The organism is Micromonospora rosaria (assembly GCF_001567585.1).
GTDB classification, from domain to species: domain Bacteria; phylum Actinomycetota; class Actinomycetes; order Mycobacteriales; family Micromonosporaceae; genus Micromonospora; species Micromonospora rosaria.
The window spans coordinates 1-11,345 of the sequence record NZ_LRQV01000178.1 but is presented as its reverse complement, the minus strand read 5'-3'; the positions used below and the strand labels follow the sequence as shown (position 1 = coordinate 11,345).

The 11,345-nt window shown below is 74.7% G+C and carries 8 protein-coding genes; 2 read left to right on the top strand and 6 right to left on the bottom strand.

Annotated features, from left to right (window positions below; genetic code table 11):
* The coding region (locus AWW66_RS29075; RefSeq protein WP_157528096.1) for an adenylate/guanylate cyclase domain-containing protein at window positions 1–1,949 on the bottom strand (1,949 nt) is incomplete at its 3' end.
* Between the two features lie 188 nt (window positions 1,950–2,137).
* Between AWW66_RS29075 and AWW66_RS29070 the strand changes: the two genes are divergently transcribed.
* Both AWW66_RS29070 and AWW66_RS29065 read left to right on the top strand, forming a co-directional pair.
* A complete protein-coding gene (locus AWW66_RS29070; RefSeq protein WP_067373027.1) occupies window positions 2,138–5,047 on the top strand; it encodes a helix-turn-helix transcriptional regulator in 2,910 nt (969 codons plus the stop codon).
* A gap of 142 nt (window positions 5,048–5,189) precedes the next feature.
* The gene (locus tag AWW66_RS29065) at window positions 5,190–5,960 is read left to right on the top strand and encodes a DUF5995 family protein (protein ID WP_067373024.1); all 771 of its coding nucleotides are present in this window, start codon (window positions 5,190–5,192) and stop codon (window positions 5,958–5,960) included.
* A 250-nt stretch (window positions 5,961–6,210) separates the two neighbouring features.
* Here AWW66_RS29065 and AWW66_RS29060 read toward each other — a convergent pair whose 3' ends face one another.
* From AWW66_RS29060 to AWW66_RS29040, 5 genes are all read right to left on the bottom strand, one after another.
* Window positions 6,211–6,423 (bottom strand): hypothetical protein, encoded by a 213-nt coding sequence (locus tag AWW66_RS29060; protein WP_067373021.1) that lies wholly within the window; start codon window positions 6,421–6,423, stop codon window positions 6,211–6,213.
* A gap of 99 nt (window positions 6,424–6,522) precedes the next feature.
* The gene (locus AWW66_RS29055; RefSeq protein WP_083979125.1) at window positions 6,523–7,722 is read right to left on the bottom strand and encodes a low temperature requirement protein A; all 1,200 of its coding nucleotides are present in this window, start codon (window positions 7,720–7,722) and stop codon (window positions 6,523–6,525) included.
* 155 nt (window positions 7,723–7,877) lie between these two features.
* A complete protein-coding gene (locus tag AWW66_RS35740; RefSeq protein ID WP_245648533.1) occupies window positions 7,878–9,257 on the bottom strand; it encodes a helix-hairpin-helix domain-containing protein in 1,380 nt (459 codons plus the stop codon).
* Between the two features lie 197 nt (window positions 9,258–9,454).
* Complete coding sequence (locus AWW66_RS29045; RefSeq protein WP_281179641.1) at window positions 9,455–10,801, bottom strand: FAD-dependent oxidoreductase; 1,347 nt, start codon at window positions 10,799–10,801, stop codon at window positions 9,455–9,457.
* 17 nt (window positions 10,802–10,818) lie between these two features.
* Window positions 10,819–11,169, bottom strand: a complete 351-nt coding sequence (locus AWW66_RS29040; RefSeq protein ID WP_067373033.1) for a TcmI family type II polyketide cyclase — start codon at window positions 11,167–11,169, stop codon at window positions 10,819–10,821.
* Window positions 11,170–11,345 lie beyond the last annotated feature (176 nt).

Sequence of the window (11,345 nt, the reverse complement as noted above, 5' to 3'; positions counted from 1 at the left end):
CCGACCGACCGGGCGGTGCCGACCGACCGGGCGGTGCCGACCGACCAAGTGGTGTCGACCGACCGGGTGGCGGCGGTGCCAGCGGGCCCGGTGACAGCGGCCCTGGTGGTGGGTTCGGTGGTGGTGGGCGCGGTGGCGGCGGCGATCGGGGCGGGGGCCGGGACCGGTGGGGCGGGCCGGTCGGTGACGCCGGGACGGCCGGCCGCCCGCCACGCGGCGGCTCGCCGCGCGAACTCGGCCCGGACCGCCCGGGGCAGCCGACCGGTCGCGACGCGGCGCAGGGTGGGCTCGACGACGGCGTACCCGGCGGCCTGCCGGACCAGCAGCCCCCGGGCGGCCAGTTCGTGCAGCACCGGAGCGCTGTGCCCCGGCGCCCACCCGAGCAGCCGGTCCACGGCGGTCGCCACGATGCCGGTGTCGAGGCTGGCGCTGGCCATCAGCACCGCGCGCTGCACGCCGTCGAGCAGGTCGAGGCGGGCCTCCACGCTGCGGCGTACCGTCTCGGGCAGCGGCAGGTCGGTCGCCGCCGGGTCGTACCCGCCCTCGGTGACCAGTTGGACGTAGGCGGTGGCGTACCCCGGGTTGCCGCCGACCAGGGGCAGCAGCCGGTCGACGCGGGTGCCCGCCTGGCCGGCGCGTACCAGCAGCCGGCGCAGCAGCCGCCCGGTGTCGACCGCGCCGAGCGGACCCAGCGCGACGGTGTGCCGGCGGCCGGGGCCGGGCAGCACGTCGGCCCAGCGGGGCCGGTGGGTGACCACGACGGCCAGCGGCAGCCCCCGGTCGGTCGCCGTGCCGAAGACCTGCCGCAGGAAGTCGGCCACCCGCAGGTCGGCCCGGTCCAGGTCGTCGACCGCGACGACGACCGGTTGCCGGGCGGCCAGGCCGAGCAGCACCTGCCCCCAGGCGGTGACGCCCTCGGCCGCGGCGGGGGACCCGTCCGGGGTGCGCAGCAGCCCGGCCAGCGCCCGTACCGCCGAGGGGAGCCGCCGCGCCGGCAGCAGGCCGGCGAGCGCGGTGGCCAGCCGGGTGCGGACCTCCGCCGGCTGGTCGGTCTCCCGGACGCCGGCGTACGCCCGGACCATCGCGGCCACCGGCGCGAGCGCGTCTCCCGGGTGGGGCGCGCACTGCGCGACGCACCACCGCACCGCCGTGCCGTCGACGCTGGGCAGGGTCCGGGCGAGTTCGTGCAGCAGGCGGCTGCGGCCGGTGCCGACGGGGCCGGTCAGCGCGACCCAGCACGGGCTGCCCTCGCGCAGGGCCCGGCCGATCCGGTCGCGGGCGTCGGCCAGTTCGCGGCGGCGGCCCACCAGCGGCGCGCGGTGCGGCTCGGGCGCCATCGGGACGGGCTCCTCGGCGAGCCAGAGGTCGAGGGGGGCGGCCTTGCCGGCGACCGTCACCGGTGGCAGCCGCCGCTGCCCGATCAGCCCGGTGGTGGCCCGGTGGGTGGCCGCGCAGAGCACCACCGCGCCCGGCGGGGCGTACGCCTGGAGACGGGCGGCGGTGGTGATCACCGCGCCGCTGGCCATCCCGTGTGCACCGTCCTGGCTGCCCGGGACGTCCACCACCACCTCACCGGTGGCCACTCCGACCCGGATCCGCACGGCGGTACCCGCCACCAGCGGCTTGCGGTCCACCGCCCGCTGGATCTCCAACCCGGCCCGCACCGCCCGGTACGCGTCGAAGCCGTCGGAGCGGCGTGCCCCGAAGATGGCCATCACCGCGTCACCGACGTACTTCTCGACCACGCCGTCGAAACGCCGCAGTACCCGGGCCACGGTGGTGAAGTACGCCTGTTGCAGGGCGCGGACGTCCTCGGGGTCCAACCGGTCGACCAGCGCGGTGGATCCGACGATGTCGGCGAAGAGGACGGAGACGATCCGCCGCTCCTCCGGGATCGGCCAGCCCGGCGGCACCGGGGTGACCTCAGTGACGATCGTTGATGTGGACATCGCAACCACCTTTCCCCCGCGTGGTTTCACACGACTTCAGGAGATTCCCACTCCTGGACCGACAGGGGATCGGCAAAACGACGTATGTCGGCCCAGCGCAACCTTTGGTCGTAATGTCGACGCGAGGAGTACCACAAGGGCGATAAGGCCGTAGAGCGGTGAGCTGACCGTTGACTAGGCTGCCCTGCATGGCCAGCGATGTGGACACCGCACCGCTCGTCGGCCGGGCCGACCAGCTGGCGATGCTGCGCGCCGCGCTCCTCGACGACGTCGCCCAGGGGCACACCGCCGCCGTCTTCGTGACCGGTGAGAGCGGGGTCGGGAAGACCCGGCTGTTACGGGAGACGGCGGCTCGACTGCGTGCCCGGGGGGCCGTGGTGTTGACCGGCGCGTGCCTGGACATCGGCGACGCCTCGCCGCTGCACCCGTTGTTGCAGGCGTTGCGGCGGCTGGATGGCGACACCGCGGCGTCGCGCGCCCGGACCACCTCCGCGGTGCGGGGGCTGTTGCAGATGTTCGCCGAGGAGAAAGCGGGCCCGGACGGCGCGGGCGCGCTGCTGGAGCGGGTCTCCCGGGGGTTGCACCTGATCGCCGAGGGGCGTCCGCTGGTGCTCGTCCTGGACGACCTCCAGTGGGTGGACCGCACCACCCGCCAGTTGCTGCTCTACCTGCTCGCCGGCCTCGGTGACCTGCAACTGTCCGTGCTGGCGGCGGTGCGGGCCGAGTCGTTGCAGGGGGCGCATCCGCTGCGCCGGGTGCTGACCGAGCTGCGGCGGCTGCGGTCGGTGCGGGTGCTGGACCTGGCGCCGCTGGACCGGGCCGGCACCGAGCAGTTGGCCGCCGCGGTGGTGGGTCGGCCGCTGGGTCCGGAGGCGGCGGACCTGGTGTGGCAGCGCAGCGGCGGCAACCCGTTCGTGGTCGAGGAGCTGGCCCGGGACCTGCGCGACGGCCGGGACGGGCTGTCGGACACCTTGCGGGAGATCTTTCTGGACCGGGTGGACGCGTTGCCGCAGCACGCGCACCAGGTGGTGCACGCGGTGGCGGCCGGTGTGGAGCCGGTGGAGCACTGGTTGCTGGCGAAGGTGGTGCGGCTGCCGGAGGAGGAGCTGATCGAGGCGGTCCGGGCGGCGGTGGCGCACCGGCTGCTGGTGAGCGCGGACGACGGGTACCGGTTGCGGCACCGGCTGGTGGCCGAGGTGCTGGCGCACGAGTTGCTGCCGGCGGAGCGGTCGGTGCTGCACCGGCGGTACGCGGAGGCGTTGACCGCGGCCCCGGCGGAGCTGCACCAGGCGCGGTTGGCGCACCACTGGCGGTTGGCCGGGGAGCCGGCGCGGGCGCTGCCGGCGGCGGTGGCCGCCGCGCAGGAGGCGCAGCGGCTGCACGGGTACGCCGAGGCGCACCGGCACTGGTCGGTGGCGGTGCAACTGGCCGACGGGGCGGCCGGCCCCGGCGCGGTGGACGTGGACCGGGGCGCCCTGCTCGGGCACGCGGCCGAGGCGGCGCACCACTGCGGTGAGCACGCCCGCGCGCTGGCCCTGCTGGAGGAGTTGGCGACCGGCGCCGGTGGCCTGCTGTCCTGTTCGCTGCGCATCCGGCGGGCCCGGTACCTGGCCTCGGCGGGTCGGTCGGCACCGGCCGAGGAGGAGTACCGGCTGGTCCTGGAGGACCCGGCGTGCACGCCGGGGGAGCGGGCCACCGCCGCGGCGTACCTGGCGGAGCTGCTGGTGCAGATGGGCCGGTACGCCGACGCCGGGCAGCGGGCGCGGGAGGCGTTGCAGCTCTGCTCGGCGGTGGAGGGGTCCGTCTCGGAGGTGGTCCGGGCCAGCGCGGCGCTGGGGTTCAGCGAGGCGTACCTGGAGGATCCGGACGCCGGGTTGGCGGTGATGCGGGAGGCGTTGACCGTCGCCGAGCGCTCCGGCCGGCCCGACGACATCGCCTGCGCGTACCTGCACCTGGCGGAGCTGCTGACCGGGCCGTTGAACGTCATCGAGGAGGGGGTGGTGGTGGCCCGCCGGGGTGCCGAGCGGGTCGCCGACCTGGGGCTGGGGCGCACGTACGAGACCCGGCTGCTGGCCATCGCCACCAACGGGCTGTTCCGGGTGGGACAGTGGGCCGAGGCGGAGAAGGTGGTCGCGGCGGCGTTGCGGCACCGGCCGTCCGGGGCCGACGCGGTGGAGTTGCTGCTGGCCCGGTGCCGGCTGTCGGTCGGGTACGGCGAGGAGGAGGCCGCCGACCGGGACCTGGACGCGGTGGCCACCGTGCTCGCCGGTGGTGGGGCCCGGCACGTGCTGCCGATGCTGACCCTGCGGGCCGGGCTGGCGATGTGGCAGGGCCGGCACGACGTGGCCCGGCAGGCGGTGCAGCGGGGCCTGACCGAGAGCCGCTCCGACGACGTGGCCATCCTCGCCGCGCTGGTCTGGCACGGGTTGCGGGCCGAGGCGGAGGCGTTGGCCAGCCGCACCGTCGAGGTGGACCGCACGGCGGTGCGCCGGTTGCGGGAGGCGATGGAGCGGGTGGCGACGCGCAGCGCCAGCGCGGCCCGGCAGGTCCGCAGTGTCGTCGACGGGTTCCTGGCCCTGTGCGCGGCGGAGTTGAGCCGGATCGACGGGCGCAGCGACCCGCAGTTGTGGGCCCGGTCGGCCCTCGAGTGGGACCGGGGCAACCACCCGTACCCGGCGGCGTACTCGCGGGTGCGGCAGGCCGAGGCGCTGCTGGCCCGGCGCAGCCGCACCGTGACCGCCGCGAAGCTGCTCCGGCAGGCGTACGAGGTGACGCAGGGGCTGGGTGCGGTGCCGATGACCGACGAGATCCGGGCGCTCGCCGGGCGGGCCCGGATCGACCTGCAGGACCGGACGACCGAGCCGGCCGGTCGGCCGGGCACGGTGGCCGAGCCGACCAGCGACGAGCTGGCGATGCTGACCGCGCGGGAGCGCGAGGTGCTCGCCGCCGTGGCCGAGGGGCTGACCAACAAGGAGATCGGTCAGCGGCTGTTCATCAGCGAACGGACCATCGGCGTGCACGTGTCGCACATCTTCGACAAGCTCCAGGTCCGGACCCGGGTGCAGGCCAGCGCCATCTTCCTGCGCCAATCCTCCTGAGTGACCGGTCGGTCACCGGACGGGGTCGTGGTACGTCGCTGCTAATACGTCATTCTACTGATCCCGCCTGACGTACCGCCTGCGACGCTGTCCCCCGTCGATGGCGGCACGGGGTGCCTCGAGGACTGGACGTGGAGGAGAAATGACCGAACCGGTGTGGGGGCCCGTGCATCGGGACATCGTCGACCTGCTCGCCGACCACCCGGCCGACGTGCCTGCGGTCGTCGACCATCTCACCAAGCTCCAGGACCTGCTCGTCCGGCTGCCTCCGCTGGAGGCGAGCAACCCGTTGGCCGACTTCAACCGGCTGTACCTGGTGATCACCGAGAGCGTGCTGGACGGCCTCTACGACGGCCGGTTCGCCGACCCGGTGTTCCTGTCCCGGCTGGACGTCGAGTTCGCCGCCCGGTACTTCGACGCGTTGCGGATGTGGACCGAGTCCAGCCCCGGTACGCCGAAGGCCTGGACCTGCCTGTTCGAGCGGATGCGCGGGCCGGACGCCCGGCCGCTGCCGTCGGCCGCCGCCGGGGTCAACGCGCACATCAACTTCGACCTGCCGTTCGCCCTGGTGACCACCTTCGACCACCTGGAGTCCGAGCCGGTCGACAGCAGCGAGCAGCACGCCGACTACCTGGAGATCAACGCGATCTTCGCGGACAAGATCCCGTCGTTGCGACGCGGCTACCTGGAACGGTGGCAGCTCATCATCGACACGCTCAACGGCGACATCGACGACTGGTATCAGGGCGAACTGGTGGAGTACACCCGGGACGTCGCCTGGCGCAACGCCCAGAAGATCTGGCGGTGCCGGCACGACCCGGAGGCCCGGGAGAGTGAGCGGGCGCGGCTGGACCGGACCGCCGCGGCGCTCGGTCGGCTGCTGCTCTCGCCCCTCGGGGCGCTGTTGCAGTAGGTCGGGACGGGGGGTCCCCGCGTTCCGTCCGTCGGACGGGGCGCGGGGACGTCGACGGCGTCCCGCCGAGGGGGGAACCGGCGGGAGCGTGGGGGGACCGGATCGGCCACCGGGGGGTTCGGGTGGGCGGTCCAGGGGCTGGGGTGGGCCGGTCGACCAGGGGGGTGTCGACCGGCCCGCGCCGGTGTGCGCGGCCCGGTCCGCCGGGTCGCCCCCCGGCGGGCCCGCGCCGGTCCACACCGGCGCCGGGTCACTGCGAGGGCTCGGGCAGTTCGCAGTCGACCTTCGGGTTGGCGCCGACGTAGTTCAGCGGACCCGCCACGATGGTCACCAGGATGGTGCCCGCCTCGGCGCAGTTGGTCTCGTCGTCGCCGCTGAAGTAGCCCCGCTGACCGGCGGCGACGGCACCGATGACGAGCCAGATCACGAGGATGATTCCCAAAAACGACGGGCCACGACGCATGGCTGCCTCCCGGATTTCGCTGGTGGTCGAGTGCGGCGGGATGTACCCAGTCGCGCCCGACGGCTAACGGCACCCGGTGCGGCGGATGGCCGTTTCCGGTCAGTGCGGGGGCACCGGCTCCTCCAGGGGGCGGTTCCAACTGCGCGACATGTCGTACCCGGCCACGCCGGCGAGCACCAGCGCCGCGAGCCCGGCGACCGCCAGCGGCGGGAGGACCCGCGCGGGTGGCACGGCGGCGGCCAGGGCGAGCAGCCCGCCGAGGCGGGACCAGGAGACCCGGCTGTACACCTCGTACTCGAAGGCGGACCGGCCGACCAGGAACAGCGCCGGGCCGCCGAGGATGAGCGCCACCCAGCCGGCGGGGGTGGTCCCGGTGGGTTGCTTGAGGAACAGGTCGAAACCGGCCGCGCTGGTCACGATGCCGGCGACCATGACCAGGTGCGTGTACGGGGCCGTCTGGAGGTAGCGGCCCGGCGCGCGGGCGGCGGAGATGGCCACGGCGAGCAGTTCGCCGGAGCGGTGCACGTAGATCCGCCAGAGCAGCAGGGTGCTGCTGAACGCGATGGTGAAGGCGGCCAGGTTCCCCGCCTCCGAGCCACCCGCGCTGAAGATCGTCCCGATGACGAGGATCGCGTCCCCCAACGCGATGATGACGAACTGCTGGTACCGCTCGGCCAGGTGGTCGGGGGTGACGGCGAGGACGGTGTGCGGCAGCCGGCCGCGACGCGGCACCGGGTACGCCAGCCACAGGCCGAGGTAGTCGATGGCCAGGCCGACCAGCCACAGCGCCTCCCGGGCCGGCCCGGTGCAGATCCCGCCGGCCACCCAGAAGACCGAGGAGACCAGGAACCAGGCCGCGAAGTGCCTGGGCCGACGCCGCAACGTGGCGTCGCCGCGCATGTTGACCGCGAGCACCACGCCCCGGCCCAGGTGCAGACCGGCGTACGCGACGGCGAAGACGATGCCCCGCTCCGCGAACGCCTGGGGGATGGCGGTGGTCATCAGCAGCGCGGCGAACATGACCACGACGAGCAGCAGCTTCATCGCCGGCCGTTCCGGGTCGTACACCTGGGTGGCCATCGTGGTGATCACCCAGGTCCACCAGACCGCCATCAGCAGGATCAGCGCCCGCAGCGCCTGGTGCCAGCTCACGTCGGTGAACAGTTCCCGCGAGATCAACGCGAGGGCGGCGATGTAGACCAGGTCGAAGAAGAGTTCGAGGAGGGTGACCCGCCGGCTGGAGTCGGCGTCACGAGCCAGCGAGCGCCGCCGCCCCGGTTCCGGGGCTGCGTCCTGCACACCGTGCTCCCGTGGTACCCGATCCGGTGGGGGCCGTCCGACCCCTGCCCCGAGGGTATCGGCAGAATGCGTGCCTTATGCCTGATTCGTGAAGACCGTCGTGTGGGTGTGCGACCCGGCGGCCGGTCCACGGACCGACCGCCGGGCCGACGCGCTCAGGACCGCTCGGTGGACCCCACCGGCAGCACCTCGGCCGCCTCCGCGGGCGCCCCGGCCAGCACCGCCGCCTGCTGGGACCAGGTGGCCAGGCCGGGCGCGGAGCGCACGCCGGCGCCGCGCAGAGTCTCCCGCAGGGTCGCCTCGTCCAGGTCGGCGAGCTGCCGGTACGTGCGGATCCCGGCGGCCTGCAACGCCGCCGCCAGCTTCGGCCCGATGCCCTGGATCCGGCGGAAGTCGTCGGCAGCCGGCGGCTCGCCGTCCGTGACCACGGCAGCGGCCGGGATGCTCTCGTGCTGCGGCGCGACCGGCTCGGTGAGCGGCTCTGCCCCGGCGGCGTCCGGCTGCGCGGGTGCCGGCGCGGACACCTCGGCCGGCGTGGCCACGGTGGCCTCCGCCCCGGCGTCGCTGTCGCTGTCGGCCACCGGGGCGCTGATCCCGCTCTCCACCGGGGCGCTGTCGGTTCCCGCCGGGGCGTTGTCGGTCTCCGGCGCGCTGACCCCGGTCTCGGGCGTGGTCGGCGCGGCGGCCCGGGTCACGTCGGCGGTCGCGGCACCGGGCAGGTCGCTCTCCGGCGTGGCCGGGTCGGTCCCAGCCGTGGGCAGCTCGGTGTCCGGCGTGGCCGGGCCGGTCTCGGCCGTGGGCAGGTCGGTCTCGGCCGTGGGCCCGTCGGTCTGGGCCGTGGGCAGGTCGGTCTCGGGCAGGTCGGTCACCGGCGTGGGCCGGTCCGTGCCGGGCGCGGTCGCCTCGACGGTGGCCGGGGGGATCTCGTCCGCCGGGGACCGCTGCGCGGGCATCGTGGGCGACACCGGGGTCGTGACCTCGTCCTCGGCCTCCGGCGCGACGGCGGACACGGTCGTGGTCGTGGTGCCGGTCGGGGTGGCGGCGGCGTCGAGGTCGGGGGCGTCGACCGGGGCGGGGTCGGTGCCGGCCGTCGTGGTGGCGGCCACCGGGGTCGGGTCGGTGCTGTCGGTGGTGGCCGCGTCGGTCGGGCTCTCGACGGCGGCGACCGGGAGCGGCTCGATCACGGCCGCGGGTGGGTCGGCGTCGATGGTGGCCCGCTGTGGGGGCGCGTCGACGACGGCGGCGGGCGTGTCGTCGGCGGCGACGGCGGGGGCTGGGTCGGCGGCGACGGTGGCGGCCGGCTCCTCGACGACCGGCGCGGGCGGCGGCGTGGTGGCCGGCTCCTCGGTGACCGGCGCGGGCGGCGGCGTGGTGGCGGCGACCGGTACCGGCCCCGCGACGGTGGCGGCCGGGTCACCGGCCACGGTGGAGTCGCCGGCCGGCGTGCCCTGCCGGCCGCGCACTATCCAGCCGCCGGCCGCACCGACCGCCAGCGCCAGGATCATTACCAGGAAGTGCCCAAAGGTCCACGACACGGGGGAACCGCCCTCTCACCTCGGTCGAAAAGTCGCGAAGAAAACTCGGGGCAGCTTCGCACACCGACGACGTGGGCGACCGCGCGGCTCACCGCCTTTCGTATCCGGAGAAATGCCATGTGTCGGAAAGGTTTCCGGCCCGCGACCGACGGTGACCGCCGGGGCTGCGTGCCGCCGGTGGTGCCGGCGGGCCGGGGTCAGTCGTCCTCGCCCCGGTAGGTGTAGAAGTCGTCGACGAACTTGCGCCGCAGGGCCGGTACCCGGCTCGTGACGCGGAAGTACCCCCGCGCGCCGAGCAGCGCTAGCCGGCCGAGGAACGGCCGGTAGAGGCGGTCCTCACCGTTGGTGCCGTTGCGGGACAACGAGTCGGCGACCCGGGCGAAGCCGTACGGGAGCATCGCCGCCTCGTAGTCGGCCACCGCCTGCAGCAGGGTCTTCTCCCCGGCGGCGGCCCGGACGAGTTGCCGGCACAGCAGCGCGGCGTCCCGCAGGGCGGTGTTCGCCCCCACGCCCCGCCCCGGGGTCATCGAGTGGATGGCGTCGCCGAGCAGGGTGACCGTACTGCTCTTCCACGGCGGCACCGGATCCGAGGTGGCGACCCGGATCGGCATCGCGCTGCCCGGGTCGGCCCGCGCCAGCAGTTCGCGCAGGTGCGGATGCCAGCCCCGGGTCAGCTCGAGGGCGAGGCTGATCAGCTCCCGGCCACGCAGCCGCATCACGTCCGCCGGGAAGGTCCGCGCGGTGCTCCACAGCACGATGTTGACGTAGTCGCGGGTGGTGTCGTGGCGGAGGCCGGGCCACCGGGCGAGCAGCGCCGTGTCGGCCTCGGACAGGCCGGGTCGCAGCCGGCCCTCCCGGTCCCACTTGAACTCCATCACGTGCAGCACGCCCATGATCCCGCCGGTGGCGAAGATCAGCGAGATGCCCCGGCGGACCCGTTCGGGCAGCAGGGACCGGGTGTGCTCGGTCAGCGGGATCTTCACCGCGAGGTTGACCGTGCCGGCGTCCCGGATCACCGCGTGCGGCAGGTACTGGCGGCGGACCGCCGAGTGGGTGCCGTCGGCGGCGACCAGCAGGTCGCCCACCGCGCTGCCGCCGTCGGCGAAGTGCGCGGTGACCGTACCGTCGTCGTGCTGCTCGTACCGGGTGAAGGTCCGGTCGAAGTGGACCACGTCCTCCATCCCGGTGAGCAGCACCTGGCGCAGGGTCATCCGGGCCACCGACCGTTCCGTCTCCACCGGGTCGGTGTCCGGCCGCAGCTCGAACGAGGCGGTCTCGCGCAGCCGCTCGGTGATGACGGTGAAGTACCCGGGGGACCGGGCGCAGGTGGCGACGAAGACGTCGAACAGCTCCGGCGGCAGGCACTCCCGCAGCGCCTTGCTGCCGGTCGGTCCGATGCCGATCCGGTAACCGAGCAGGCCGTCGGTGCGGGTGCGGTGCCGCTCGTAGACCGCGACGTCGATGCCGGCCCGGCGTAGCCCGTGCGCCAGGCACATCCCGCCGGTGCCGGCGCCGACGACCAGCACCCGTGGTGTGGTTCCCACGTCCGGACCCGCCCCGCTCAGCCGGCGGCGCCGGTGACGGTCACCGCGTCGCTGGCGTTCCAGGTGTAGAAGCACCCGGCGATGGCGTCCCGGGGGGAGCGCCAGGTCGGCAGGTACGGCGAGGTGTGTGCCGAGAGCCGTTCGTTGACCTCGAGGAACAGTGGGTGGTTGCGGGCTGCGGCCAGTTCGTCCGGGTCGACGTCGGCGGTCTCCATCAGGTGGACGCACACGTCGTGCAGGGAGTACAGGGACCGGTGCCGGACCCCGGTGAGGCCGGGCAGCTCCGTCGCGTCGGACTCGCTGTAGATCTGGGCCACCCGGCCCTCCGCGCCCGGGATGATCCGGCTGACGATCAGTAGACGACTCATGGGACCCCTTTCGCCGGTGGCGTGGTCGACCCCCGGGTCGCCGGCGCCACGGGACACCTGTGCCGTCACCATGACCGCCGGCCAGTCACCGTGTCGTCACGCCTGCGGGGCGGGTGGTGACGGCGGACCGCGCGACGGGGCGGGGTCGGGTGTGCCGTCAGCGGGGGCGGGGAGTG